Raw genomic sequence first — 24,351 nt, forward strand, 5'->3', positions numbered from 1 at the left:
AGTATTGTTAAGGACCCCATGAGCAAGCCCACCGTCGAAAAAGCTGCCAACTTCCTGCGCCCCATCGTCCAGGCCGATCTGGACAGCGGCAAGCACGCCAAGATCGTGACCCGCTTTCCGCCGGAGCCCAACGGTTACCTGCACATCGGCCATGCCAAGAGCATCTGTCTCAATTTCGGCCTGGCCGAAGAGTTCGGCGGCCAGTGCAACCTGCGTTTCGACGACACCAACCCGGCCAAGGAAGACCAGGAATACATCGACGCGATCAAGGCTGATGTCGAGTGGCTGGGCTTCCAATGGGCAGGCGAAGAGCGCTACGCCTCCGACTACTTCGACCAGCTGCACGCCTGGGCGGTGGAGCTGATCAAGGCGGGCAAGGCCTTCGTCTGCGATCTCAACGCCGAGGAAATGCGCACCTACCGTGGCAGCCTGACCGAGCCGGGCAAGAACAGCCCGTTCCGCGACCGCTCCGTCGAGGAGAACCTCGATCTGTTCGCCCGCATGAAGGCCGGCGAGTTCCCGGACGGCGCCCGTTCGCTGCGCGCCAAGATCGACATGGCTTCGCCGAACATCAACCTGCGCGACCCGATCCTCTACCGCATCCGCCATGCCCATCATCACCAGACCGGTGACAAGTGGTGCATCTACCCCAGCTACGACTTCACTCATGGCCAGTCGGACGCCATCGAGGGCATCACCCACTCGATCTGCACCCTGGAGTTCGAGGATCATCGCCCGCTGTACGAATGGTTCCTGGAGAACCTCCCGGTGCCGGCGCAGCCGCGCCAGTACGAATTCGCCCGCCTTAACCTGAACTACACCGTCACCAGCAAGCGCAAGCTCAAGCAACTGGTTGACGAAGGCCATGTCAGCGGCTGGGACGATCCGCGCATGTCCACGCTGTCCGGCTACCGTCGCCGCGGTTATACCGCCGCCTCGATCCGCACCTTCTGCGACATGATCGGCGTCAACCGCGCCGGCGGCGTGGTGGACATCGGCATGCTGGAGTTCGCCATCCGCGAGGATCTCGACGCCAACGCCGCGCGCGCCATGTGCGTGCTCAAGCCGCTGAAGGTGGTGATCACCAACTACCCGGAGGGCAAGGTCGAGAACCTCGAGCTGCCGCGCCACCCGAAGCAGGACATGGGCGTGCGCGTGCTGCCGTTTTCCCGCGAGATCTACATCGACGCCAGCGACTTCGAGGAAACCCCGCCGGACGGCTTCAAGCGCCTGATCCCGGGTGGCGAGGTGCGCCTGCGTGGCAGCTATGTGATCCGCGCTGACGAGGCGATCAAGGACGCCGCCGGCAATATCGTCGAGCTGCGCTGCTCCTATGACGAGAATACGCTGGGCAAGAACCCCGAAGGCCGCAAGGTCAAGGGCGTGATCCACTGGGTGCCGGCCGCCGAGAGCGTCGAGTGCGAAGTGCGCCTGTACGACCGCCTGTTCCGTTCCGCCAACCCGGAAAAAAGCGAGGAGGGCGGCAGCTTCCTCGACAACATCAATCCGGATTCGCTGGTGGTGCTCAGCGGCTGCCGCGCCGAGCCGTCGCTGGCCCAGGCCGCGCCGGAAGAGCGCTTCCAGTTCGAGCGCGAAGGATATTTCGTCGCCGATCTGAAGGACTCGCAGCCCGGCAAGCCGGTGTTCAACCGCACCGTCACCCTGCGCGATTCCTGGGGGCAATAAATGGCGCTCTCCATCTACAACACCCTGACCAAGACCAAGGATGTATTCCAGCCGCTGGTCGGCAACCAGGTGCGCATGTACGTGTGCGGCATGACCGTGTACGACTTCTGCCACATCGGTCACGCCCGCGTCATGGTCGCCTTCGACGTGGTCACCCGCTGGCTGCGTCAGCGCGGCTATGACGTGACCTACGTGCGCAACATCACCGACATCGACGACAAGATCATCAAGCGCGCCAATGAGAACGGCGAGCCGTTCGAGGCGCTGGTCGAGCGCATGATCGCGGCGATGCACGAAGACGAGGCGCGCCTTTCCGTGCTGCGTCCGGACATCGAGCCGCGCGCCACCGGCCATATCGCCGGCATGCACCAGATGATCCAGACCCTGATCGACAAGGGTTATGCCTACGCGCCGGGCAATGGCGACGTGTACTACCGCGTCACCAGGTTCGAGACCTACGGCAAGCTCTCAAGGCGCAAGATCGACGAGCTGAAGATCGGCGCGCGTATCGAAGTGGACGAGATCAAGGAAGACCCGCTGGACTTCGTGCTGTGGAAGGGCGCCAAGCCAGGTGAGCCGAGCTGGGATTCGCCCTGGGGCAAGGGTCGGCCGGGCTGGCACATCGAGTGCTCGGTGATGTCCACCTGCTGCCTGGGCGAGACCTTCGACATCCACGGCGGCGGCCCGGATCTGGTGTTCCCGCACCACGAGAACGAGATCGCGCAGAGCGAGGCGGCCACCGGCAAGCAGTACGCCAACGCCTGGATGCACGCCGGCGCGGTGCGCGTGGATGGCGAGAAGATGTCCAAGAGCCTGGGCAACTTCTTCACCATCCGTGAGGTGCTGGAAAAGTACCACCCCGAGGTGGTGCGCTACCTGCTGGTGTCCAGCCACTACCGCAGCCCGATCAACTACTCGGAAGAGAGCCTCAAGGAAGCCAAGGGCGCCCTGGAGCGTTTCTACAACGGCTTGAAAGGTTTGCCGGAAGCAGCGCCTGCCGGTGGCGAGGCGTATGTGGAGCGCTTCGGTGCGGCGATGGACGACGATTTCAACTCGCCGGAAGCCTGCGCCGTGCTGTTCGAGATGATCCGCGAGGTCAACCGCCTGCGTGAGTCGGATGTGCAGGCTGCCGCCGGCCTGGCTGCCCAGCTCAAGCAGCTGGCCAGCGTGCTCGGTGTGCTGCAGCTCGAGCCGGAAGCCTTCCTCCAGGCGGGCGCTGCCGGCAAGGTCGATGCGGCCGAGGTCGAGGCGCTGATCGCCGCGCGCCTGCAGGCTCGCGCCGACAAGAACTGGGCGGAAAGCGACCGCATCCGCGATCAGCTCACCGCCATGGGCGTGGTGCTGGAAGACGGCAAGGGCGGCACCACCTGGCGTCTCGCCGAGTAAGCTTCGCGCCACACGACAAAGGCCGCTTGATAGCGGCCTTTGTCATTTGGGTTCGGTGTGCAGGAGGAGCAAGCCCGCGCAGCGGGCTCGGGCTCAGCTGCTGTGATAGTTAAGCACGCTGTCCTGTTCCTTGAGCGTCTTGCGCAGGTCGGCAGGGATGTTGCCGGCGCGTACGGCCAGTTCCAGGCGGATTTCTTCCAGGCTCTGGGCGAAGGCACCTTGGTCATCGAGCTGGGGCTTGGCCAGTACGCGGCTGTAAACGGTGCTGTCGCTCTCGTCGAGCAGGGCGAGGATGATGCTGCCGTCCGGCCTTGGTGAGCTGAAGCTGGCGCGCAGCGGGTTGAACAGGTGGTCGACGAGTTGCTGGTTGGTAAGTGCCATAACCTACTCCATCCTGAGACTGGCACCCTTCGACCTCAGGATGGGTAGATGGTTCAAGCAATAATTGACTGGCGAGTACGCTCGATCACTTGCTGCAGCGATTCGTCGTTGTATTGACCTGGGTAAAGACGCTGGCTGTACTGCGCGATACCGGTCTTGTCGACTAGGGTGAAGCTGAAGCTGCCCTTGCGCGCTGCCTGGATGCGGCAGTCGAACGGGGCGAATGCACGGGTCAGCGTGCTGATAGCTTTCTCGATCTGATGTTGAGTATTCATTGTGGGTGTTTCCTTCAAAGCATATGCGCTTCGTTGCGCGTTATGTTGCTCCATGAGGTCGGCCGCAAGACGGCCATAGCGTTGAACCTGATCGGAGCCTGATTAGCACGATAAAGTTCCATTGTTACGGTTCTTCGGCGTGGTCGGTACGTCGGAGGCAGGCAGAGGAACTGCGCCGGATGGCGAGTCGGCCTGATCAGTCAGCAGGTGGGATCGGGGAGGGCGGCAGCGCGGAGATGCGCTTGACGTTGAACCGGGAAACCAGCGGAGGGCGCGAGGCCCGAATGACTTACAGCGTGGTACGAACGGTGCGCATTATAATGCATTGTTCAAGAAATGAACAGCGCTATTTCCAGGTTGGTGCAAGACCCTGTCGGGCATGCCGGTGGCGGATGCAATTTGCCGGTTGCTCCGCTAGGATTAGCCCACTTTTGCTTTCCTCATATGACGGTTTTCCATGAGTTATCAGGTTCTTGCACGTAAATGGCGTCCGCGCTCGTTCCGCGAAATGGTCGGCCAGACCCATGTGCTCAAAGCCCTGATCAACGCCCTGGACAGCCAGCGACTGCACCACGCCTATCTATTCACCGGTACCCGCGGTGTGGGCAAGACCACCATCGCGCGGATCATTGCCAAGTGCCTGAACTGCGAAACCGGCATCAGCTCCACGCCCTGTGGCACCTGCTCGGTCTGTCGGGAAATCGATGAAGGGCGTTTCGTCGATCTGATCGAAGTGGACGCGGCCAGCCGCACCAAGGTCGAAGACACCCGTGAGCTGCTCGACAACGTGCAGTATTCGCCGAGTCGCGGCCGCTTCAAGGTCTACCTGATCGACGAAGTGCACATGCTCTCCACCAGCTCCTTCAACGCCCTGTTGAAGACGCTGGAGGAGCCGCCGCCCCATGTGAAATTCCTCCTGGCCACCACCGACCCGCAGAAGCTGCCGGTCACCGTGCTGTCGCGCTGCCTGCAGTTCTCCCTGAAGAACATGCCGCCGGAGCGGGTGGTGGAGCATCTGACTCACGTCTTGACCGCCGAGAACGTACCGTTCGAGGACGATGCGCTGTGGCTGCTGGGGCGTGCCGCCGACGGCTCGATGCGCGACGCCATGAGCCTGACCGACCAGGCCATCGCCTTCGGCGAGGGCAAGGTGCTGGCTGCCGATGTGCGCGCGATGCTCGGCACGCTGGATCACGGCCAGGTCTACGGTGTGCTGCAAGCGTTGATCGAAGGTGACGCGCGGGCGTTGATCGAGGCGGTACGCCATCTGGCCGAGCAGGGCCCGGACTGGAACGGCGTGTTGGCGGAGATGCTCAACGTCCTGCACCGCGTGGCCATCGCCCAGGCGCTGCCGGATGCCGTGGACAACGGCCAGGGTGATCGCGAACGCGTGCTGCAACTGGCCCAGGCGCTGCCGGCCGAGGACGTGCAGTTCTACTACCAGATGGGCCTGATCGGCCGCCGCGATCTACCGCTGGCGCCGGATCCGCGTGGCGGCTTCGAGATGGTGCTGCTGCGCATGTTGGCCTTCCGTCCGGCCGATGCCGACGATGCGCCAAGGATCACGCTAAAGCCCTTGGGGATCAGCCAGGCCACTGCTGATTCCCAACCGAAGCCAGTGGCCGGCACCGCTATGCCGGCTCCTGTGGTTTCTGCTCCCGCTGCTGCTGTGGTTTCAGCACCGTCTGTGCCCGTCTCTCCAGCAGTGGCCGAAGTCCGTCCGGTCGCGCCAGCTTCGAGCAGCGAGCCTGTCGTGAGTGAACCCGTCCCGCCTGTTGAGGCCCCGGTTGCGACCGCCCCCAGCCTGCTGCCCGAGCCAGAGCCCGAGATCGCTGCTCCTGCGGCTGCCGTCGATGTGCCCTGGGAGACCGCCAAGGCCGCGGAACCGGCAGTCGCAGCCGTTCAGCCTGTCGTCGCGCCAGAGCCTGTAGCGGTGGAGGTTGAAGCAGTTGCCGAGTCCGCTCCGAGCGAGGTCGTGCAGCCTGTGGTGGATGCTGACGGCGGTGACGACGAGCCACCGCCCGGCGACTACGACTATGTCGAGATGGACGCGGAAACGCTCGACTACGATTTCGGCCAAGCCGAGGCCGAGGCGCCAGCGGTTGCAGAACCCTTGCCGGCCGCCAAACCGGCTACCGGCCTGGCGGCAGAGTGGTTGTCGCTGTTCCCGCAGCTTGGCCTGGGCGGCATGACCGGCAGCATCGCCGCCAACTGCACGCTGATCGAAGCCAATGGCGACGACTGGCTGCTGCACCTGGACCCGGCGCACAGCGCGCTGTTCAATCCGACCCAGCAGCGCCGTCTCAACGACGCGCTGAACCAGCTGCAGGGGCGCAGCATCAAATTGCGCATCGAGCTGTGCAAGCCGGAGCAAGAGACGCCGGCGCAGGCCGCAGCCCGTCGCCGCGCCGAACGCCAGCGCAGCGCCGAGGCCTCGATCCATGCCGACCCGCTGGTGCAGCAGATGATTCAACAGTTCGCCGCCAAGGTGCGCGACGACAGCATCGAACCTATCGATACCCCCAGCTAACACCCCCGAACACCGAGGATACCGACATGATGAAAGGTGGCATGGCAGGCCTGATGAAGCAGGCCCAGCAGATGCAGGAAAAGATGCAGAAGATGCAGGAAGAGCTGGCCAATGCCGAAGTCACCGGCCAGTCCGGCGCCGGCCTGGTCAGCGTGGTGATGACCGGGCGTCATGACGTCAAGCGCATCACTCTGGATGACAGCCTGATGCAGGAAGACAAGGAAGTGCTGGAAGACCTGATCGCCGCCGCGGTGAATGACGCTGTGCGCAAGGTCGAGCAGAACAGCCAGGAGAAGATGGCCGGCATGACGGCGGGGATGCAGCTGCCCCCCGGCTTCAAAATGCCCTTCTGATCCTGTGACGCCCAGTCGGCACGCATTACTGCGTTGCGAAAGGCCCCGAGCATCCTCATTTACAGACGTAAACTCCGGTGCTCGCGGCCTTTCGCGCCTTGTACTGCATACCGTCTGGTCGCCCCGTGGTGATGGTGTGCAAAACGCACCCGTTCGTAGGGTGGGCTTTAGCCCACCAGATCATTGCCCGCCAACTTTGCAGGACTTCCATGAGCTTCAGCCCTCTGATTCGCCAGTTGATCGACTCCCTGCGCATCCTGCCCGGTGTCGGGCAGAAGACGGCGCAGCGCATGGCGCTGCAGCTGCTCGAGCGTGATCGCAGCGGCGGTCAGCGCCTGGCGCAGGCGCTGAATGCGGCGATGGAAGGTGTGGGGCACTGCAAGCGCTGCCGCAGCCTGAGCGAGGACGAGGTCTGCCAGCTGTGCCTGGACGAACGTCGCGACGACAGCCTGCTGTGCGTGGTCGAGGGGCCTATGGATGTGCATGCCGTGGAGCAGACCGGCTTTCGCGGCCGTTACTTCGTGCTCAAGGGGCACCTGTCGCCACTCGATGGCCTCGGTCCCGAGGCCATCGGCATTCCCGAGCTGCTGGAGCGGATCGAGGCCGGTGCCTTCAGCGAGGTGATCCTCGCCACCAACCCGACGGTAGAGGGCGAGGCCACGGCGCACTACATTGCGCAGATCCTCGCCGGCAAGGGCCTGGTCGCTTCGCGCATCGCCCATGGCATGCCCCTGGGTGGCGAACTGGAGCTGGTCGATGGCGGCACTCTGGCGCATGCCCTGGCCGGTCGGCGTCCGATCAGTCTGTAAGTCCTCGGAACCTTCCAACTCGGAGTGCCTGTGATCACCGACACTCTGCACCGTATCGCTCTGCTGCTCCTGCTGGGAGCGCCCCTGGTCGCCCAGGCCCAATGCCCGACCGGGCAGATACAGGTCTGTCTGGGCGGTTCCTGCCTGTGCGTGCCCGATCCGGTACGCGTTCGTGAAGACGGCCTGAACATGGCGGCGGCGCGCCTGGAAGCCTGGCTGCTGCAATCGCGTCAGGCGGCGCTGCGGGCCGGTACCGAGCCGATCCCTCTGATGATTCGCGCGCAGCTCGCGCCCTTCTACGACGATGCCTTGCTCGATGAAGTGCGCTTTCGCGTGGGCATCACCGACGAGATGGACGCCGCCACCGTCATGTTGCAGAACCCGGATGTGCAGGCCGTGACGCTGGTGGATGTGGTGGTGTTTCGCGATGCCGAGGCAGCCGCCAGCGATGCCGCGCTCTGGGCGCACGAGCTGTGGCATGTGCAGCAGTACCGCGACTGGGGCACGGCCGAGTTCGCCCGCCGCTACACCCGTGACTTCCAGTCGGTGGAAGGGCCGGCGTACGAGATGCAGGCGCGGGTCAGGCGGGCGCTGCGTTAGCGGAGCAGTCTGCTGCGCAGTGATGCTCTGCCAGGGCAGCCAGGGCGCTGTGGTCCATCGTGTAGGCGATCCACTTGGTATCGGGTTGTCCGCCCAGGCGCTGATAGAAGCGCTCGGCTTTTTGGTTTCCCGCCAGCACATCCCACTTCAATCGGCCCGCGCCGCGAGTCTTTGCCCAGCGGGCCACTGCGGCCAGCAACTGTTCGCCCAGTCCCTGGCTGCGTGCATCAGGGGCCACGTATAGCTCCTTGAGTCGAACCGTCGGGCGCAGGTCATAGGTGAAGGTGAGCTCCTGAGTTACGGCATAGCCGAGCAGTCGTTCCGAGGCCTGTGCCACGAATATCCGGCACTGGGGTTCAGGTGCGAATGCGCGGGCAGTCAGTTGCTCCTCGTCCACCGCGAAATCCTCCAGGTAGTCCTCGAAGCGCGCCAGCTCACGCATCAGCGGGAGCAGGGCGGGCACATCCTCGGCCCGCGCCTCGCGCACACATGGGCTCAACATGCGCAGGTAAAGGTAGGGCGGGCTTGCTGCGGGCTTTGCGCGCCGGTCAGGCTCAGGCCTTCGTCCAGCCAACCCGTGACACCGCCGAGCATCTCCTTTACCGCGAAACCCAATCCGGCCAGGCGCACGGCAGCGCGGTGCACGCCATTGCAGTGTGGGCCGGCGCAGTAGACGACAAACAGTGTGTCGCTTGGATATCCGGCCATGAACTCCGCGCTCATCAGGCGATGGGGGATGTTGATCGCGCCGGGTACGTGGCCAGCGGCGTAGGCGGCTTCTCCGCGCACGTCGACCAGCACGTAGTCGACCTCGCCCGCCTGCTGGCTGGCATGCACGTCCGAGCAGTCGGTCTCGAAGGCCATGCGCTGGGTGAAATGGGCAATTGCGGTTTCCGGGCTGGCAGCAGGGTGCTGACGAACGAGGCTGGGCATGGTGACTCTCCATCGGTTGAGTGATGGCGCCACTGTATCCAGCGCGCATCCTGCTCTAAAGTGGCGTGCAAGACAGTAACTGGTAAGTTTCCGCCAAATGCACGACGATCCCGGCCTGGTGGCCATCCTGGCTTACGATGGCCTCTGCACCTTCGAGTTCGGCATTGCCGTGGAGATCTTCGGTCTCCCCCGGCCCGAGTTCGATTTCCCCTGGTACCGCCATTGCATCGTTGGCCTGGACAACGGCCCCATGCGCGCCATGGGCGGTATCCAGATACTCGCCGAGGCAGGACTGGAGCGCCTGGCCGAGGCGCGCACCATTGTCATCCCCGGCTGGCGTGACCGCGCCGAGGTTCCCCCCGAGCCTTTGTTGTCCGCCCTGCGCGACGCTCATGGACGTGGCGCTCGGCTGGTTTCCATCTGTTCCGGCGTTTTCGTCCTGGCTGCCAGCGGCTTGCTGGACGGTCGACGCGCTACTACCCACTGGCGCTACGCCGAGGAGCTGGCACGTCGTTTCCCCGCTGTCGAGGTGGATCCAGACGTGCTTTATGTCGATGCCGGCTCGCTCATCAGCTCGGCTGGTAGTGCCGCCGGTATCGATGCCTGCCTGCACCTGGTGGCGCGAGACTTCGGTACCCAGGTTGCCAACACCGTAGCCCGGCGCCTGGTGATGTCGCCTCAGCGGGCCGGTGGCCAGGCACAGTTCATTCCGGCCCCGGTGGCCCGGGCGCCGCGCAGCGACCTCTCCACCCTGATGCAATGGGCGCGGCAGCACTTGCATAAGCCTCTGGAAGTGAGCCAGCTGGCACGTCGCGCTGCCATGAGCGAGCGCACCTTCCTGCGCCGTTTCAGTGAGGCCACAGGCATGACGCCCAAGGCCTGGCTGCAGCACGAGCGCCTGGCACGTGCCCGTGAACTGTTGGAGAGCGGCACGGATGGCAGTGAGCGCATCGCTGAGCTGTGCGGTTTTCGCTCGGTGGAGAGTTTCCGTGTGGCCTTTCGCAACGCTGTCGGGCTACCGCCTTCGGCTTACCGCGAGCGTTTCGGTGTGACGCACGCATCCTGATCCGCGGGTAGTCTCAGCTTGAAAACCAAGCAAGCGCTAGGTTAGGGTGGCCGAAACAATAACGGGAGAACCCCGCATGGCCGCCCCTCAGTCGTACTTCGATGATTCCCATCAGCTGATTCGCGACTCCGTTCGGCGTTTCGTCGAGCGTGAGATCCTCCCGCATATCGATGAGTGGGAGGAGACCGAGGAGTTCCCTCGCGAGCTTTATCGGAAGGCGGGCGCGGCGGGCATCCTCGGTATCGGCTATCCCGAACAGTACGGCGGCAGCCATGAGGGCGATGTGTTCGCCAAGGTCGCGGCCAGCGAGGAGTTGATGCGCTGCGGTTCCGGCGGCCTGGTGGCCGGGCTCGGTTCGCTGGATATCGGCTTGCCGCCCATCGTCAAGTGGGCCAAGCCCGCCGTGCGCGAGCGCGTGGCGCCGCAGGTGCTGGCCGGCGAGAAGATCATGGCACTGGCGGTGACCGAGCCCTCCGGTGGCTCCGACGTGGCCAACCTCAAGACCCGCGCCGTGCGCGATGGTGATCACTACCGCATCAGTGGCAGCAAGACCTTCATCACCAGCGGCGTACGCGCCGACTACTACACGGTGGCGGTGCGCACGGGGGGCGAAGGTTTTGGCGGCGTCAGCCTGTTGCTGGTGGAGAAGGGCACCCCGGGTTTCAGCGTCGGCCGCAAGCTGAAAAAAATGGGCTGGTGGGCGTCCGACACCGCCGAGCTGTTCTTCGACGACTGCAAGGTGCCGGTGGAGAATCTGATCGGCGTGGAGAACGCCGGCTTCGCCTGCATCATGGCCAACTTCCAGAGCGAGCGTCTGAGCCTGGCGATCATGGCCAACATGACTGCGCAGCTGGCGCTGGAGGAGTCGCTGAAATGGGCGCGCGAGCGCCAGGCGTTCGGCAAGCCGGTGGGCAAGTTTCAGGTGCTCAAGCACCGCCTGGCCGAGATGGCCACGCAGCTCGAGGTGTCCCGCGAATTCACCTACCGCCAGGCCGCGCAGATGGCGGCCGGCAGGAGCGTGATCAAGGAAATCTCCATGGCCAAGAACTTCGCCACCGATATCGCCGACCGCCTTACCTACGATGCCGTGCAGATCATGGGTGGCATGGGTTACATGCGCGAATCTCTCGTCGAGCGGCTGTACCGCGACAACCGCATCCTTTCCATCGGTGGCGGCACGCGCGAGATCATGAACGAGATCATCGCTAAGCAGATGGGGTTGTAGAGGCGGCATTTGGGCCTCAATGGCGCGAATCTCTCGTCGAGCGGCTGTATCGCGACAATCGCATCCTTTCCATCGGCGGTGGCACGTGCGAGATCATGAACGAGATCATCGCCAAGCAGATGGGGTTGTAGCCGCGGCCTCAGCCGTGATCAGCCTGGTACTGGTCGCGGAAGGGCTCGCGCAAGGCTGGATCTCAGGAAGCTTGCTGATTCTGCGCCGCCTGCCGCAGGCGGGCGATATCGCGCTGCGGCGGGGCGCCGAACAGGCGGCTGTATTCGCGGCTGAACTGCGAAGGGCTCTCGTAGCCCACGCGGTAGCTGGCCGCGGCCGCCTCGAGGTTATCGCACAGCATCAGCCGGCGAGCCTCCTGCAGGCGCAGTTGCTTCTGATATTGCAACGGGCTGAAGGCGGTGACGGCCTTGAAGCGATGATGCAGGGTCGATGGGCTCAGGTTGACTTCGCGGGCCAGCTCTTCGATGCGCAGCGGCTGGTCGAAGTTCTTGCGCAGCCACTCGATGGCCCTGGAGATGCGCTGGCTCTGGCTGTCGGCGACCACCACTTCATGCAGGCGGTGGCCCTGCGGGCTGAGCAGCATCCGATAGAAGATCTCGCGCAGGGCCAGTGGCGCCAGCATGGCGATGTCGCGCGGGGTTTCCAGCAGACGCAGCAGGCGGATCACTGCATCCAGCAGGCGCGGATCGAGGCGGTCGAGAAACAGTGCGCGTTGCGAGGCTGCATCAGGCGCCGGGATGGGCGGCATCTCGGTCAGCAGGCTGCTGATCAGGGCCGGGTCGATCTCCAGCGCGAGACTCAGGTACGGCGCCTCCGGACTGGCTTCGATCACCCGGCCGGTGACCGGCAGCATCACCGACGCTACGAGGTAATTGAGCGGATCGTAGACATAGAGCTCGTCGCCCAGACGTATCTCCTTGCGACCCTGCGCGATGATGCACAGGCAGGGATCGTAAACCGTCTGCATCGGCAGGCTTGGCGAGGTGGCGCGCGCCAGTTTTAGGCCTGGAATGGCCGTGAGGTGCAACCCGTCGTCAGGCACGAAGCGCTCAACCAGGCGGGCCATTTCGTGGCTGAGTTCAGCGAGTGGGGTATCGAGGGTTGCAGCGGTAGCAAGGGGTGACTGCATGATGAGCCTCCTGGAAGTCAGCGAAGCCTAGCCAGGTTTTTCAGGCAAGTCATGAGGGGTAGCAGGATTAGGCAAATATTTGCCAGTAATGGGCAAATGGCGGGTGATACAGAGTATTTCAAGCTGTCTTGCAACTTTGTGCACCTGCCTGGTGCAAATTCCGAGGCTGCAGTTTTAGGCAAGAATCTGCCAGTAATCGACTAACGCCCTGGTGACCTTCCTCTTAATCTCTGTAGCCATCGCGCCGTTCCTCTGTGTCGGCCCGAAGCCATGCATTAGCGATGTACCCGCTGAGCGGTGCCCCACCTGTCAATCAAGGAGCGAACCATGTCCAGCAAATGGTTGATCGCGCCACTGACGCTACTGCTGCTTGCCACGGCCTGGCTCGATTCCCGAGTAGGTGGCAATGCGGCTTTCTCCGAGCCGCAGGCAGCGCCCCATGTGTTGCAGCGACACGCTGCCGGTATGTACTGACTCATTCCAGGAGGTTGCCATGAGCATCATTCACCGTATGACCGTTCGCGCCCGTCAGGGTCGCTCGACCCGGTTGGGGCAGTGCCTGGCGCGGCTGGACGACGTAGGTCGGGACATTCCCGGTTGCCTGCGCCTGCGGATTTTCTCGCTGCGCAGTGATCCGCTGACCTGGCAGGTAGAAGGGCAATGGCGCTCGGCGGCGGCGCGAGAAGCCTTTCTCGGCAGCGAAGGTCTGCGCCGGGTATTGGCGCAGGCGATAGACGAAGCGCTGTTCACCCACCTCGAATGTGCTGTGGAGCTGCAGCAGCAGGTGGCCTGACTCGGCTGCGGGTAGTCTTTCGCAGGGTGCCCTCGAGCCGCTCGAGCTTGCCTTTGTGAATTTATCTCTATAGATTTTCATGAAATTAATTATTTTAAATTTCATGAGTCGTCTATGTTTCGCCACGCCAGTGAGCACGTCGACAGCTACTACGCCCATAGCTGCAAGGAGCGACTGACGCCGTATCCCGCTTTGCAGGGGCAACTGCAGTGCGATGTGCTGGTCATCGGCGCCGGCTTCAGTGGCCTGCATACCGCCTTGCGCCTGGCCGAGGCTGGGAAGCGGGTGATCGTTCTGGAAGCCAGTCGCGTGGCCTGGGCCGCCTCCGGACGCAATGGCGGGCAGGCGATTCTCGGCTGGTCCTGCGATATGCCGCCGCTGGAGAAAACGCTCGGCATCGAGCGTGCTCGCCGCCTGTGGGACGGCATGGCCTGGGCTGCGCGGGAGCTGCGCGAATTGCCGCAGCGCCATGGCTTCGATTGCGATTACCGCCGTGGCCATCTGTGGACGGCGGTGCTGCCAAGGCGGGTGGCGTTGCTGCATGAATGGCAGGAGGAGGCCGCCTACAAGTGGGGGCACCGCGCGCTGCAGTTCGTCTCCCGTCAGCAGATGCCGGAGTGGGTCGCCAGCGAGCGCTATCACGCCGGCCTTTACGACCCTGAGGCCGGGCATCTCAACCCGCTCAAGCTGGCGCTTGGCCTGGCCGAGGCTTTCATTCGCGCCGGTGGGCAGATCTTCGAACAGAGTCGCGCGCTGAGTCAGGACAAGCAGGGTTCAGGCTACCGCGTGCGTACCGAGCAGGGCAGCGTGCAGGCCGACAATCTGGTGCTGGCCTGCAATACCTATATCGACGATCTGGAGCCACGCCTGGCGCGGCGCATCCTGCCAGTCGGCACCTACCAGATCGCCACCGAACCGTTGGGCGCCGAGCGGGCCGAGGCATTGCTGCCGCGCAATGCCTGCGTCACCGACAACCAGTTCGTGCTCGACTATTTCCGCCGTACGCCGGATCACCGCCTGCTGTTCGGTGGCGGTTGCACCTATCTGGGCGGCTTGCCGAAGGACATGGCGGCGGCGACGCGGCCGTTCCTCGAACGCGTCTTCCCGCAACTGTCGGGCGTGGCCATCGACTTCGCCTGGGGCGGGCATATCGACGTCACCCGTGCGCGTACGCCGGATGTCGGCGGCGAGAATGGTCGCTACTGGCTGCAGGGCTTCTCCGGGCATGGCGTGTTGCCCACGCTCGCGGCTGCGCGGGCGGTCAGTGACGCGATTCTCGGCAATGACGATGAACTGGCGCTGTACCGGCAACTGCGCAATCCCGCCTTTCCCTTCGGCGAGCGCCTGGCGGCTCCCCTGGAGGCCATCGGCAAGGCCTGGTATCGCCTGCGGGACTACTTCTGAAATGGGCAGCTTCCGATGATGGACAAGCATGAAGAAATGGCGGCGCTGGCCGTCCTGATTCACGACCTGCGCAAGCACAAGAAGGTCACCCTCAACGAGCTGGCCGAACGCATCGGCCGTTCCGTGGGCTTTCTGTCACAGGTCGAGCGTGGCCTGTCGCGCCCCACAGTGGCGGACCTGACGGCGATCAGCGAGGCGCTCGACGTGCCCACCACCTATTTCTACAACCTGCCCAAACCCAAGGCGCTGGATTGGGTCACCCGCCCGGACGAGCGCCGCACCCTGTACCTGGCCGGTGGCATCACCGACATCATGGCCTCGCCCACCCTGCAGGGCGCCTTCATGGTGGTCGACAGCCTGCTCGAACCTGGCGCCAGCAGTGGCGAGCGACAGATGAGCGACCGTTCGGAGCAGGCCGGCTACGTGCTCGAAGGCCAGCTGACCCTGTGGCTGGGCGAGGACGAACAGAGCGCCACCCTGTATCCCGGCGACGCCTTCCAGGTGCCGAGCTACGCGCGCCTGCGCTATGCCAACCAGGGTGAAACGCCTGCGCGCGTGCTGTGGATCTACACCTGAACCTACTCGTGAACCGGAAACAATCATAATGAACGCCACCCGAGTCGAGCTGCTCGATGAAGTCCGCCAATTCCGCCAGGCCCACCCCGAGGTGCGCTTCGTCGACCTGATCTGCCTGGACATCCCCGGACATTTCTACGGCAAGCGCTATCCCATCGAGATGCTGGAAAAGGTCGCCGCCGGCAGCGCCCTCAAGCTGCCGCAGAACTGCGTGCTGTTGGGTGCCCAGGGCGGGCTCTACGAGATCGGCGACTATTGCTTCCATGACGGAGACCCGGACGCGCCTCGCCGCTTGATTCCCGGCACGCTCAAGCTGGTGAACTGGGAGCGCCAGCCGCTGGGGCAGATGCTGATCAGCTCCGACGGCACCGAAGCGCCCATCGAGTTCGAGCCGCGCGAGGTGCTGGCGCGCGTGGTGCAGCGCCTGGCAGCGCGCGGCATTCGTCCGGTGGTGGCCTTCGAGCTGGAGTTCTACCTGTTCGACAAGGCGCTGAAGGACGGTCTGCCGCAGTACCCGCGCGATGATCTGAGCGGCGATGCCGACGACCAGCCGAACATGCACATCGAGCGTCTCTCGCGCTTCGCCGAGGTGCTCGACGACATCACCGAAACCGCGCGTCTGCAGGGCATCGATACCACGGTGATCACCGCCGAGATCGGCCCGGGGCAGTTCGAGATCAACTTCAGCCATAATGCCGACCCGATGCAGGCGGCCGACTGGTCGGCGCTGTTCTGCCGGCTGACCCGTGGCGTGGCGCTCAAGTACGGCCATCGCGCCAGCTTCATGGCCAAGCCCTACCTGCAGTATCCAGGCAGCGGCATGCATATCCACGTCAGCCTGTACGACGAGGCCGGCAACAACCTGCTGGCCCGCGACGAGCAGCGTCCGTTGCGGCATGCCGTGGCCGGTTGCCTGGAACTGCTGCCGGAGCTGATGCCGATCTACGCACCGAATCACAACAGCTACCGTCGCTTCGGCGCCCAGGTGAACTCGGCGAGCAAGGCCAGCTGGGGCTTCGAGGATCGCGACGCCTGCGTGCGCATCCCCGAGTCGGACACGCGCAACCTGCGCCTGGAGTTCCGCCTGCCGGGGGCCGACGCCAATCCCTATCTCGTGCTGGCGGCTTTGCTGACCAGCATCGAGCAGGGGCTCGACGCCCAGGTCGAGCCCATCGCACCGCTCAATGACGACCGCCAAAGCGGCGTCGACTTTCCCAAGGACATGCTCGACGCCGTGCGCCGCATGCAGGCCAGCGAGCGCGTCGCGGCCGGCCTCGGCAGCGAGTTCGTCATGGTCTATTGCGAGAACAAACGCCAGGATCACCTGGCCTTCATGCACGACATCAGCCCGCGCGAATACCGCTGGTACCTGTGATGTCACGGATCGAAGGAGGCGACATGAACCACTCGAAAACCGCACACTGGCAGGCCCTGAGCCAGGCCCACCACCTGGCGCCGTTCAGTGACTACAAGCAGCTGGCCGAGAAGGGCCCGCGCATCATCACTGAAGCGAAGGGCGTGCACCTGTGGGACAGCGAGGGCAACAAGATCCTCGATGGCATGGCCGGCCTGTGGTGCGTGGCGGTGGGCTATGGCCGCGAGGAGCTGGTCGAAGCTGCTTCCAAGCAGATGTTGCAGCTGCCGTTCTACAACACCTTTTTCCAGACCGCCCACCCGCCGGTGCTGGAGCTGGCCCACGCCATCTCCCAGCTGGCACCGGCCGGCATGAACCACGTGTTCTTCACCGGTTCGGGCTCCGAAGGCAACGACACCATGCTGCGTCTGGTGCGCCACTACTGGGCGTGCAAGGGGCAGCCTGCGAAGAAGATCATCATCGGTCGCGAGAACGGCTACCACGGCTCCACCGTGGCCGGCGCCAGCCTCGGCGGCATGAAGTTCATGCACGAGCAGGGCGACCTGCCGATCCCCGGCATCGCCCATATCCCGCAGCCCTACTGGTTCGGCGAGGGCGGCGACCAGTCGCCGGAGGAGTTCGGCATCTGGGCCGCCGATCAGCTGGAGAAGAAAATTCTCGAGCTGGGCGAAGAGAACGTTGCCGCCTTTATCGCCGAGCCGATCCAGGGCGCCGGTGGCGTGATCATCCCGCCCGAGACCTACTGGCCGCGGATCAAGGAGATCCTGGCCAAGCACGACATTCTGTTCGTCGCCGATGAAGTGATCTGCGGCTTCGGCCGTACCGGTGAGTGGTTCGGCAGCCAGTACTACGACCTCAAGCCGGACCTGATGACCATCGCCAAGGGCCTCACCAGCGGCTACGTGCCGATGGGTGGGCTGATCGTCAGTGACAAGGTGTTCGAGGTGATCGAGGCGCATGGCGACTTCAACCACGGCTTCACTTACTCCGGCCACCCGGTGGCGGCGGCGGTGGGGCTGGAGAACCTGCGCCTGCTCCGGGAAGAAGGCATCGTACAGCGGGTGAAGGCAGACACCGCGCCTTACCTGCAAAAGCGCCTGCGTGAACTGGCGGATCATCCGCTGGTGGGCGAAGTGCGTGGCGTCGGCATGCTCGGCGCCATCGAGCTGGTGCAGGACAAGGCCACGCGCAAGCGTTTCTCGGGTGATCTAGGGGTGGGCATGATCTGCCGTGGCCACTGCTTCAACAACGGTCTGATCATGCGCGCCGTGGGCGACACCATGATCATCGCGCCACCCCTGGTGATCAGCTCTGCCGAGATCGATGAGCTGGTGGCGAAAGCGCGCAAGTGTCTGGATCTGACCTGGGAGCAGGTTCGCGGTCTGGCGTAATTCAAGAAGGTGCGCGCGGCGCGCACCGGCCAGCCAAATAAAAACCCCGCGACCGGTGACGGTGGCGGGGTTTCGTTTTTCAGCCGCTTACTTGAGGCTGTTCTTCAGCGTTTGCGCGGCCTGATCCATGGCGGAGCGTACCGCCGGGACTTCAGCCAGCACGTTGAGCAGGCCGTAGTCGTGGATCATGCCGTTGTAGCGTACGGTGGTCACCGGCACACCGGCGGCGTCCAGGCGGCGGGCGTAGGCTTCGCCTTCGTCGCGCAGCACGTCCATCTCGGCGGTCTGCACCAGCGCTGGCGGCAGGCCCTTGAGCTGTTCCAGGCTGGCGCGCAGCGGCGATGCATGGATCTCGTTACGCTGCTTGGGGTCGGTGGTGTAGTTGTCCCAGAACCATTCCATCATGCCGCGGGTCAGGAAGTGGCCGTCGGCGAACTGGTTGTAGGAGGCGTTGTTGAAATTGGCATCGGTCACCGGCCACAGCAGCACCTGAGCGCGCAGTTTGGGTGTGCCGGCTTCCTTGGCCTTGATGGCCACCACGGCCGCCATGTTGCCGCCGACGCTGTTGCCGGCCACGGCCAGACGCGAACCGTCGACACCGATCTTGCTGCCGTTCTCAGCCACCCACTTGGTGGCGGCGTAGGCCTGGTTGATCGCGGTCGGATACTTGGCCTCCGGCGATCGCGTGTAGTCGACGTAGATCGCCGCGGCGCCGGAGCCCACCACCAGATCACGGATCAGACGTTCGTGAGTTGGGTAGTCACCCAGCACCCAGCCGCCGCCATGGAAGAACATGAAGCCGGGCAACACACCCTGGGCATCTTCAGGGCGTACCACTTTCAGGGTGATCGATTGACCGTTCACCTGGATCACCTGGGTGTCCACCTTGATGCCGGACAGGTCCACCTCGACGCTGGCCTGAGCGCCCACCAGCACAGCGCGGGCATCCTTGGGCGAGAGGGTTTCCAGCGGCTGGCCACCACCGCTTGCCAGCGCATTGAGAAAGCCCTGGGTGGTGCGCTCGACGCCGGCGCTGCCGGCGGCGAAGCTGCTGCTTACAGCCAGGGCAAGCAGCCCGGCGGTCAGAGTGCGCGAGATGTTCATGATCAAACTCCTGTAGGTAGAGGGCTGCCGGGATCAGTTCTGGTTGGCGCAAACGTTGGAGAGCTGCTCGTAGCTGAGCGTTTCCACTTCACCCGCACTGTTGCGGTAGGTCATCTTCGCCGTCACGACTTCGCACTGCGGGCTGTTGGGTACCTCGATGGAAATCACCTTGGCGATATCCAGATCCAGGCCGTAGCGGTACTGCGTGGCGTCAGCGCTCTGGGCGAAGGCGCCGAGCGATACGCTGAGCGAAAGGGCGGTCAGGGCGGTGGCGAACAGGGTGCGGGTTTTCATGGCGATTCTCCTCTTGGGCTGCGCTCAGGGAGGACCGTGAGCGCTTTGCCTTAGCTGTCAGATGATGGTCAAAGTGACGTCGATGTTGCCGCGGGTGGCGTTGGAGTACGGGCAGACGATGTGCGCGCGATCCACCAGGGTTTGTGCCGCTTCAGCGTCCAGGCCCGGCAGGCTGATGCGCAGTTCCACTTCGATGCCGAAACCGGTGGGAATCGGGCCGATGCCGACGGTGCCTTCGATGAAGGTGTCAGCCGGGATGCTCAGCTTGTCGCGGGCGGCGACGAACTTCAGAGCGCCGAGGAAGCAGGCGGAGTAGCCGGCAGCGAACAGTTGTTCCGGGTTGGTGCCGTTACCGCCTGCGCCGCCGAGTTCTTTCGGGGTGGTCAGAGCGATGTCCAGGATGCCGTCGGAGGAGACGGCACGGCCTTCACGGCCGCCAAAGGCTTCAGCGGTAGCGCGGTAGAGAACGTTTTCGATAGTCATGGCGGTAATCCTCGATTAGGTAGTTGAAATGGATTGGCTCGCTAATGTTTTGTGCGCTAACCGTTTCCATGGAGTGAACTCTATTGCGCAAATGTTTTGTGCGCAATGTAAATATTAAGATTACTTGGCTATAAGAAAATTGCTTAATGGAATAAGTGCGCTGACGAGGTATCGGTGATACCCCCGGCTTGGCAGGAGAAAGGTGACGCGTCTTTCCGGGGGGAGCTGCCAGGCTTGCCCGTCAAAGCGCCAGCTGTGTCTGCTGCGATAGCAGCGCGCCCTCCAGTTCCAGCAACTGCTGCTTGCGCGGCAGGCCGCCGGCGTAGCCTGTCAGGCTGCCGTTGCGGCCGATCACTCGATGGCAGGGCACGATGATGGAGATGGGGTTGGCACCGTTGGCCGTGCCTACTGCGCGCACGGCATGGGGCCGGCCAATGACGCCGGCCAGCTCGGAATAGCTGCAGGTGCGGCCGTAGGGGATGGCCTGCAGGGCCTGCCAGACCGCCTGCTGAAAGGCCGTGCCGCGCGGGGCCAGGCGAACCTCGAAACGTCGGCGTTTGCCGGCAAAGTACTCGTCGAGCTGGCGGCACACGGCATCCAGCTCGCGGCTGGCGGGTTGCCAGCTTTCCTCGATGCGCCAGGGACGACTGTCCAGTTCCATCAGTAGTAGCTGCAGACCGTTTTCGTCGGCGGCAAGCAGCAGGGGGCCGACCGGGCTGTCGTGATAGCGATAGTGCATGGCTTCAACCTCCCGAATAGCAATGCCAGAGATGTGCGGCGGCATAAGCCCGCCATGGGCGCCAGGCTTCGGCGCGCAGGGTCAGGCGCCGTGCGTCGATGCCCGCCGCGCCCCACACCGGAGCCTTGAGCAGGCCCAGGTCGCTGGCAGGAAAGGCGTCGGCTTCGCCGAACGCGCGCAGGGCAATGTAGTGCGCCGTCCATGGGCCGATGCCGGGCAGGGCGCACAATTGCTCGATCAGCGCCGCGCTGCCGTGCTCGATGCTCAGTATCAGGCTGCCGTCGGCGATGCGCGTGGCGAAGTGCTGCAGGCACTGCACCCGCTTGCCGGGCATGCCGATTCCGCTCAGATCCGCCTCGGCCAGCGCCTGGGGCGTCGGGAACAGGTGGCTGATGCCCGGTGCGGCCGGGGTTTGCAGACGCGTGCCGATACGCTGTACCAGGCGCCCGACTATGGTGACTGCGGCCTTGACCGTGACCTGCTGGCCGACGATGGCGCGTACCGCCTGTTCGAAGGGATCGAAGGCCACCGGCAGGCGCAGGCCGGGATTGCGCAGCAGCAACGGGGCGAGCAGTTCGTCAGCGCTCAGGTGACGGGCGATGGTCTCGGGCTCGCTGTCGAGATCGAACATGCGCCGCACGCGCTGCTCGAGCGGATCCAGATGTGCGGGCGAGGCGATGCGGCAGCGCAGCTCCAGGGCGTTCTGTCCCGGCAGTGGGGCCACGCGCAGCCAGCCGGGGGCGCCGTCGATGCAGAAGCCGCGGCTGTAGCTGTCCGCGCTCAGCGCCTCCAGCCCGGGGATCGCGCGCAGGGCGAAGTGGCTGTGGAACTGTTGCCAGTCCCAGGGCGGCTGATAGGGCAGAAGCAGGGTGATGATGTTCATGGCTCGCACCCTAGCTCGCCGTTGGCGAGTTGTCAGCGCGAAGATGACTTTCAAACTGCGACGACCGGGTCTATGTGCGGATGGGCGGTGCGCACGGCGCACCCTACGTGGGTCGCGGGTGAGCGAAGCGTACGAACGGGCCTTCCGAGGGCGCGCCGCGCGCACCAGGAACCCAAAGAAGCATGGCAACCGGGGCCCGGCTGGTTGACTGGTGCGCATGACTCAGGCGGCCCGCTAACCCCTATGCGCCGCGCTGATAGCGTCCCGGCGTGGTGCCTTTCCAGCGCTTGAAGGCATGGATGAAGTTCGACAGCTCGCCATAACCCAGGCGCTCGGCGATCTCCTCCAGGCTCAGGCCGCCGGCGGCCAGCAGCTCATCGGCCAGGGCCTCGCGCACTTCGTCCTGCAGCGCGCGAAAGCTGCTGCCTTCCTCAATCAGACGCCGGCGCAGGGTACGGCTGCTCAGGTGCAGGCGGCTGGCGACCTGCTCCATATCGGCCATCTGTCCCGGCGTTTGCAGGAGGAGCTGGCGCACCCGTCCGGCCATGCCCTGGTGCCATTGATGGCGAGCCAGCAGCGTCTGACATTGCCGCTCGCAGGCGCTGACCAGCTGCGAATTGGCCCTTGGCAGCGGGTCGTCCAGCAGATCGGCGGAAAAGCCGAGGCGATTGTGCTGCGCGCCAAAGCACGGCACCTGGCCGAAGGCTTCGACAAAGGGGGTCATATCGCTTGGCGTGGCCTGGCGCAGCTCCACCGAGCGGATCGGCAGCGGACTGCCCAGCAGTTCACGCACCACCACCAGCGCACCGAGCATGTCGCGCTGCACGATGAAGTCGTGCAGCGCCGGCGGTAAGGCGCTGTCGTCGAAGTGCAGGCTGGCCACGCCATCCTCCAGGTTCAGGCTGATGCGGGTGAAGGCGTAGGTCAGGCCGTGATAGCGCAGCCCCAGTTCGGCAGCCTGGCGCACCGTGGCGCTGCTGAGAATGGCATAGCCCCAGGCGCCATAGGTGGTCAGGTGGTAGCGTCGGCCAGCCTGCAGGCCCAGATCAACCAGCTCCGGCAACGCTTCGAGCAGGTTGGCGATCAGCCGCAGCTCGCGTTCGGCATCCACTTCGCCGTGCAGGCTGGCCAGTTGCATCGGGTCCAGACCGGTGTCCTTCAGGCAGGCGTCCAGATTCAGGCCGAGATCGAGGCCCAACTGGGTGAGCAACTGGATGCTGACGATGCTGCGGCGTGGGGGCCAGGGCGGCGACATGGCTTGACCGAAAATCACAATATTCTGACCGACTATGCCATAACCGAAGCCCGCTTGCGCAAGTAGCATCCTGTCATCGCCAATCGGTCGGGGAGACCACAATGCACAACAACCCCCGCACAGGCGCGCCTTGGCGCGTGCTGATCATCGGCAGCGGTTTCGCTGGCCTGGGGCTGGCCATGCAGCTGCGCAGGGCCGGTGAGGATGACTTTCTGATACTGGAGAAGGCCGCCGATGTCGGTGGTACCTGGCGCGACAACCATTACCCCGGGGCGGCCTGCGATGTGCCATCGCACCTGTACTCGTTCTCCTTCGAGCCCAAGCACGACTGGTCGCGCAAGTTCGCGCCGCAGGCGGAAATTCATGCCTATATCCGCCAATGCGTGGACAACCACCGGTTGCGTCCGCACATCCGCCTGAATGCCGAGGTACAGGGCGCCGAATTCGACGCCGAACGCGGGCTGTGGCGGGTCGAACTGGTCGGCGGCGAGCATCTGGAAGCGCAGGCGCTGGTCAGTGCCTGCGGTCAGCTCAATCGCCCCGCCTACCCGGCACTGCCCGGCCTGGAGAACTTCCGTGGCGAGGCCTTTCACTCGGCGCGCTGGCGCCATGACCTGGACCTCAGCGGCAAGCGTGTGGCGGTGATCGGCACCGGCGCCTCGGCGATCCAGTTCGTTCCGCAGATCCAGCCGAAGGTGGCGCAACTGAGCCTGTTCCAGCGTTCGGCGGCCTATGTGCTGGCCAAGCCCGATCGCGCCTACCGCGCCTGGGAAATCGCGTTGATGCGCCGTGTGCCGCTACTGCAGCGCGCCGATCGCCTACTCAAGTACCTGCACCATGAGGTGCGGGCGCTGGCCTTCATCAGCATGCCCTGGGTGATGCGCCTGATGCGTGGCAGCTTCACCCGCCATCTGGCGCGGCAGATGCCCGATGCCGCCAAGCGTGCCCGGTTGCAGCCGGACTACCCCATGGGCTGCAAGCGCATACTGATCAGCAACGATTACCTTCCGGCCTTGGCCCAGGCCAATGTCGATATCGTCGACTCGGCCATCAGCGAGGTGCGCGAGCATTCCCTGGTCACCGCCGACGGACGCGAGCACCCCTGCGACGTGCTGATCTACGGCACGGGCTTCACCGCCAGCGACTTTCTTGCGCCCATGCGCATTCGCGGCCTCGGCGGCCTGGAGCTGAATCAGGCCTGGAAGGAGGGTGCCGAAGCCTACAAGGGCATCAGCGTCAGCGGTTTTCCCAATCTGTTCCTGCTCTACGGGCCGAATACCAACCTCGGGCACAGCTCCATCCTCTACATGCTGGAGAGCCAGTATCGCTACGTGCTTGGTTGCCTGCGTGCGCTGCGCGAGCAACAGCTACGCTACCTCGACCTGCGAATGGATGTGCAGCGCCGCTACAACCAGCGTCTGCAGCACGCCACCCGCCGAACGATATGGGCGCAGGGCTGCAACAGCTGGTATCAGAACGCCTCCGGCAAGCACACCAACAACTGGCCGGGCTACACCTTCACCTATCGCCATCTGACCCGTACACCGGAGCTTGCCGACTATGACTGCGTCCGCTGATTTCACCGCCCCAGCCGCCGAGCAGATGTTGTTGCGCGGCGTGTTGCGCGGCGCGCTGCGCCTGCTGTTCCGCGGTCTGGTACGTCCGCCGA

Annotated in this window: 26 protein-coding genes; 15 read left to right on the plus strand and 11 right to left on the minus strand. The window is 64.4% G+C overall.

All coding sequences use genetic code 11. The features are described from left to right. The first annotated feature begins 18 nt into the window (after positions 1–18). Both N7333_RS05565 and cysS read left to right on the plus strand, forming a co-directional pair. Positions 19–1,686, plus strand: a complete 1,668-nt coding sequence (locus N7333_RS05565) for a glutamine--tRNA ligase/YqeY domain fusion protein (protein WP_129483405.1) — start codon at positions 19–21, stop codon at positions 1,684–1,686. Further along, the gene (cysS, locus tag N7333_RS05570; protein ID WP_129483406.1) at positions 1,687–3,072 is read left to right on the plus strand and encodes a cysteine--tRNA ligase; all 1,386 of its coding nucleotides are present in this window, start codon (positions 1,687–1,689) and stop codon (positions 3,070–3,072) included. Positions 3,073–3,165: 93 nt separating this feature from the next. Here the strand turns inward: cysS and N7333_RS05575 are convergent, their stop codons facing one another. Both N7333_RS05575 and N7333_RS05580 read right to left on the minus strand, forming a co-directional pair. Continuing rightward, the gene (locus tag N7333_RS05575) at positions 3,166–3,453 is read right to left on the minus strand and encodes a DUF3509 domain-containing protein (RefSeq protein ID WP_003240963.1); all 288 of its coding nucleotides are present in this window, start codon (positions 3,451–3,453) and stop codon (positions 3,166–3,168) included. 53 nt (positions 3,454–3,506) lie between these two features. Further along, positions 3,507–3,728 (minus strand): hypothetical protein, encoded by a 222-nt coding sequence (locus N7333_RS05580; protein ID WP_003240961.1) that lies wholly within the window; start codon positions 3,726–3,728, stop codon positions 3,507–3,509. Between the two features lie 457 nt (positions 3,729–4,185). On the opposite strand from N7333_RS05580, the gene dnaX reads away from it, so the two are divergent. The 4 genes from dnaX to N7333_RS05600 all read left to right on the plus strand — a co-directional run bounded on the left by dnaX (position 4,186) and on the right by N7333_RS05600 (position 8,020). Next, entirely contained in the window at positions 4,186–6,258 is a 2,073-nt protein-coding gene (gene dnaX, locus N7333_RS05585; RefSeq protein ID WP_129483407.1) for a DNA polymerase III subunit gamma/tau, read from the plus strand. Between the two features lie 26 nt (positions 6,259–6,284). Beyond that, positions 6,285–6,611 carry a YbaB/EbfC family nucleoid-associated protein gene (locus tag N7333_RS05590; protein ID WP_003240957.1) on the plus strand — a complete coding sequence of 109 codons (327 nt, stop codon included), beginning with the start codon at positions 6,285–6,287 and terminating at the stop codon, positions 6,609–6,611. 209 nt (positions 6,612–6,820) lie between these two features. After that, positions 6,821–7,420 (plus strand): recombination mediator RecR, encoded by a 600-nt coding sequence (gene recR, locus N7333_RS05595; RefSeq protein ID WP_129483408.1) that lies wholly within the window; start codon positions 6,821–6,823, stop codon positions 7,418–7,420. A gap of 30 nt (positions 7,421–7,450) precedes the next feature. Further along, positions 7,451–8,020 (plus strand): DUF4157 domain-containing protein, encoded by a 570-nt coding sequence (locus N7333_RS05600; RefSeq protein WP_096826624.1) that lies wholly within the window; start codon positions 7,451–7,453, stop codon positions 8,018–8,020. Here the strand turns inward: N7333_RS05600 and N7333_RS05605 are convergent. Next, positions 8,001–8,507, minus strand: coding sequence for a GNAT family N-acetyltransferase (locus tag N7333_RS05605; RefSeq protein WP_232460455.1), 507 nt, complete (start codon positions 8,505–8,507; stop codon positions 8,001–8,003). The two genes, N7333_RS05600 and N7333_RS05605, sit on opposite strands and share 20 nt — an antisense overlap. An 8-nt stretch (positions 8,508–8,515) precedes the next feature. Then, a complete protein-coding gene (locus N7333_RS05610) occupies positions 8,516–8,953 on the minus strand; it encodes a rhodanese-like domain-containing protein (protein WP_012018886.1) in 438 nt (145 codons plus the stop codon). A gap of 97 nt (positions 8,954–9,050) precedes the next feature. On the opposite strand from N7333_RS05610, the gene ftrA reads away from it, so the two are divergent. Further along, positions 9,051–10,019, plus strand: coding sequence for a transcriptional regulator FtrA (gene ftrA / locus N7333_RS05615; protein ID WP_129483409.1), 969 nt, complete (start codon positions 9,051–9,053; stop codon positions 10,017–10,019). A 76-nt stretch (positions 10,020–10,095) separates the two neighbouring features. Next, entirely contained in the window at positions 10,096–11,244 is a 1,149-nt protein-coding gene (locus N7333_RS05620; RefSeq protein WP_129483410.1) for an acyl-CoA dehydrogenase family protein, read from the plus strand. 193 nt (positions 11,245–11,437) lie between these two features. Here the strand turns inward: N7333_RS05620 and N7333_RS05625 are convergent, their stop codons facing one another. Beyond that, positions 11,438–12,385: an AraC family transcriptional regulator gene (locus tag N7333_RS05625; protein ID WP_012018883.1), complete on the minus strand. Its 948-nt coding sequence runs from the start codon at positions 12,383–12,385 to the stop codon at positions 11,438–11,440. A gap of 327 nt (positions 12,386–12,712) precedes the next feature. Here N7333_RS05625 and N7333_RS05630 point away from each other — a divergent pair, with 327 nt between their 5' ends. The 6 genes from N7333_RS05630 (at position 12,713) to N7333_RS05655 (ending at position 17,924) form a co-directional block, all read left to right on the plus strand. Beyond that, positions 12,713–12,859: a hypothetical protein gene (locus N7333_RS05630; protein ID WP_177491211.1), complete on the plus strand. Its 147-nt coding sequence runs from the start codon at positions 12,713–12,715 to the stop codon at positions 12,857–12,859. 19 nt (positions 12,860–12,878) lie between these two features. Next, complete coding sequence (locus N7333_RS05635) at positions 12,879–13,178, plus strand: antibiotic biosynthesis monooxygenase (RefSeq protein ID WP_129483411.1); 300 nt, start codon at positions 12,879–12,881, stop codon at positions 13,176–13,178. Positions 13,179–13,292: 114 nt separating this feature from the next. Beyond that, positions 13,293–14,582: an FAD-binding oxidoreductase gene (locus tag N7333_RS05640; protein WP_129483412.1), complete on the plus strand. Its 1,290-nt coding sequence runs from the start codon at positions 13,293–13,295 to the stop codon at positions 14,580–14,582. An 18-nt stretch (positions 14,583–14,600) separates the two neighbouring features. Next, on the plus strand, positions 14,601–15,158 hold the full coding sequence (locus N7333_RS05645) for an XRE family transcriptional regulator (RefSeq protein WP_012018880.1): 558 nt from the start codon (positions 14,601–14,603) through the stop codon (positions 15,156–15,158). 28 nt (positions 15,159–15,186) lie between these two features. Then, the gene (locus N7333_RS05650; protein ID WP_129483413.1) at positions 15,187–16,533 is read left to right on the plus strand and encodes a glutamine synthetase family protein; all 1,347 of its coding nucleotides are present in this window, start codon (positions 15,187–15,189) and stop codon (positions 16,531–16,533) included. A 23-nt stretch (positions 16,534–16,556) separates the two neighbouring features. After that, a complete protein-coding gene (locus N7333_RS05655) occupies positions 16,557–17,924 on the plus strand; it encodes an aspartate aminotransferase family protein (RefSeq protein ID WP_129483414.1) in 1,368 nt (455 codons plus the stop codon). A gap of 87 nt (positions 17,925–18,011) precedes the next feature. Here N7333_RS05655 and N7333_RS05660 read toward each other — a convergent pair whose 3' ends face one another. The 6 genes from N7333_RS05660 to N7333_RS05685 all read right to left on the minus strand — a co-directional run bounded on the left by N7333_RS05660 (position 18,012) and on the right by N7333_RS05685 (position 22,682). Beyond that, positions 18,012–19,028 (minus strand): alpha/beta hydrolase, encoded by a 1,017-nt coding sequence (locus N7333_RS05660; RefSeq protein ID WP_129483415.1) that lies wholly within the window; start codon positions 19,026–19,028, stop codon positions 18,012–18,014. Positions 19,029–19,061: 33 nt separating this feature from the next. Continuing rightward, entirely contained in the window at positions 19,062–19,322 is a 261-nt protein-coding gene (locus N7333_RS05665; RefSeq protein ID WP_003240936.1) for a DUF2790 domain-containing protein, read from the minus strand. Between the two features lie 57 nt (positions 19,323–19,379). Beyond that, complete coding sequence (locus N7333_RS05670; RefSeq protein ID WP_003240934.1) at positions 19,380–19,805, minus strand: organic hydroperoxide resistance protein; 426 nt, start codon at positions 19,803–19,805, stop codon at positions 19,380–19,382. 241 nt (positions 19,806–20,046) lie between these two features. Next, entirely contained in the window at positions 20,047–20,544 is a 498-nt protein-coding gene (locus tag N7333_RS05675) for a methylated-DNA--[protein]-cysteine S-methyltransferase (protein WP_003240932.1), read from the minus strand. 4 nt (positions 20,545–20,548) lie between these two features. After that, positions 20,549–21,427 (minus strand): DNA-3-methyladenine glycosylase, encoded by an 879-nt coding sequence (locus tag N7333_RS05680; RefSeq protein WP_129483416.1) that lies wholly within the window; start codon positions 21,425–21,427, stop codon positions 20,549–20,551. A gap of 241 nt (positions 21,428–21,668) precedes the next feature. After that, complete coding sequence (locus tag N7333_RS05685) at positions 21,669–22,682, minus strand: AraC family transcriptional regulator (RefSeq protein WP_252576758.1); 1,014 nt, start codon at positions 22,680–22,682, stop codon at positions 21,669–21,671. 101 nt (positions 22,683–22,783) lie between these two features. Between N7333_RS05685 and N7333_RS05690 the strand changes: the two genes are divergently transcribed. Beyond that, complete coding sequence (locus N7333_RS05690; protein ID WP_177491213.1) at positions 22,784–24,259, plus strand: NAD(P)/FAD-dependent oxidoreductase; 1,476 nt, start codon at positions 22,784–22,786, stop codon at positions 24,257–24,259. The last annotated feature ends 92 nt before the right edge of the window (positions 24,260–24,351 follow it).

It is taken from the genome of Pseudomonas sp. GD04158 (genome assembly GCF_029834875.1).
In the GTDB taxonomy this organism is placed as follows: domain Bacteria; phylum Pseudomonadota; class Gammaproteobacteria; order Pseudomonadales; family Pseudomonadaceae; genus Aquipseudomonas; species Aquipseudomonas hydrolytica.

What these genes read in the sequence shown, in the direction of transcription:
- N7333_RS05590 (WP_003240957.1), top strand. Translation starts at nt 6,285, where the DNA reads ATGATGAAAGGTGGCATGGCAGGCCTGATGAAGCAGGCCCAGCAGATG.
- N7333_RS05665 (WP_003240936.1), bottom strand. Translation starts at nt 19,322, where the DNA reads ATGAAAACCCGCACCCTGTTCGCCACCGCCCTGACCGCCCTTTCGCTC.
- N7333_RS05565 (WP_129483405.1), top strand. Translation starts at nt 19, where the DNA reads ATGAGCAAGCCCACCGTCGAAAAAGCTGCCAACTTCCTGCGCCCCATC.
- N7333_RS05610 (WP_012018886.1), bottom strand. Translation starts at nt 8,953, where the DNA reads ATGCCCAGCCTCGTTCGTCAGCACCCTGCTGCCAGCCCGGAAACCGCA.
- N7333_RS05675 (WP_003240932.1), bottom strand. Translation starts at nt 20,544, where the DNA reads ATGCACTATCGCTATCACGACAGCCCGGTCGGCCCCCTGCTGCTTGCC.
- N7333_RS05640 (WP_129483412.1), top strand. Translation starts at nt 13,293, where the DNA reads ATGTTTCGCCACGCCAGTGAGCACGTCGACAGCTACTACGCCCATAGC.
- dnaX (WP_129483407.1), top strand. Translation starts at nt 4,186, where the DNA reads ATGAGTTATCAGGTTCTTGCACGTAAATGGCGTCCGCGCTCGTTCCGC.
- N7333_RS05655 (WP_129483414.1), top strand. Translation starts at nt 16,557, where the DNA reads ATGAACCACTCGAAAACCGCACACTGGCAGGCCCTGAGCCAGGCCCAC.
- cysS (WP_129483406.1), top strand. Translation starts at nt 1,687, where the DNA reads ATGGCGCTCTCCATCTACAACACCCTGACCAAGACCAAGGATGTATTC.
- N7333_RS05580 (WP_003240961.1), bottom strand. Translation starts at nt 3,728, where the DNA reads ATGAATACTCAACATCAGATCGAGAAAGCTATCAGCACGCTGACCCGT.
- N7333_RS05645 (WP_012018880.1), top strand. Translation starts at nt 14,601, where the DNA reads ATGGACAAGCATGAAGAAATGGCGGCGCTGGCCGTCCTGATTCACGAC.
- N7333_RS05660 (WP_129483415.1), bottom strand. Translation starts at nt 19,028, where the DNA reads ATGAACATCTCGCGCACTCTGACCGCCGGGCTGCTTGCCCTGGCTGTA.
- recR (WP_129483408.1), top strand. Translation starts at nt 6,821, where the DNA reads ATGAGCTTCAGCCCTCTGATTCGCCAGTTGATCGACTCCCTGCGCATC.
- N7333_RS05630 (WP_177491211.1), top strand. Translation starts at nt 12,713, where the DNA reads ATGTCCAGCAAATGGTTGATCGCGCCACTGACGCTACTGCTGCTTGCC.
- N7333_RS05690 (WP_177491213.1), top strand. Translation starts at nt 22,784, where the DNA reads ATGCACAACAACCCCCGCACAGGCGCGCCTTGGCGCGTGCTGATCATC.
- N7333_RS05680 (WP_129483416.1), bottom strand. Translation starts at nt 21,427, where the DNA reads ATGAACATCATCACCCTGCTTCTGCCCTATCAGCCGCCCTGGGACTGG.
- N7333_RS05650 (WP_129483413.1), top strand. Translation starts at nt 15,187, where the DNA reads ATGAACGCCACCCGAGTCGAGCTGCTCGATGAAGTCCGCCAATTCCGC.
- ftrA (WP_129483409.1), top strand. Translation starts at nt 9,051, where the DNA reads ATGCACGACGATCCCGGCCTGGTGGCCATCCTGGCTTACGATGGCCTC.
- N7333_RS05685 (WP_252576758.1), bottom strand. Translation starts at nt 22,682, where the DNA reads ATGTCGCCGCCCTGGCCCCCACGCCGCAGCATCGTCAGCATCCAGTTG.
- N7333_RS05620 (WP_129483410.1), top strand. Translation starts at nt 10,096, where the DNA reads ATGGCCGCCCCTCAGTCGTACTTCGATGATTCCCATCAGCTGATTCGC.
- N7333_RS05625 (WP_012018883.1), bottom strand. Translation starts at nt 12,385, where the DNA reads ATGCAGTCACCCCTTGCTACCGCTGCAACCCTCGATACCCCACTCGCT.
- N7333_RS05635 (WP_129483411.1), top strand. Translation starts at nt 12,879, where the DNA reads ATGAGCATCATTCACCGTATGACCGTTCGCGCCCGTCAGGGTCGCTCG.
- N7333_RS05575 (WP_003240963.1), bottom strand. Translation starts at nt 3,453, where the DNA reads ATGGCACTTACCAACCAGCAACTCGTCGACCACCTGTTCAACCCGCTG.
- N7333_RS05670 (WP_003240934.1), bottom strand. Translation starts at nt 19,805, where the DNA reads ATGACTATCGAAAACGTTCTCTACCGCGCTACCGCTGAAGCCTTTGGC.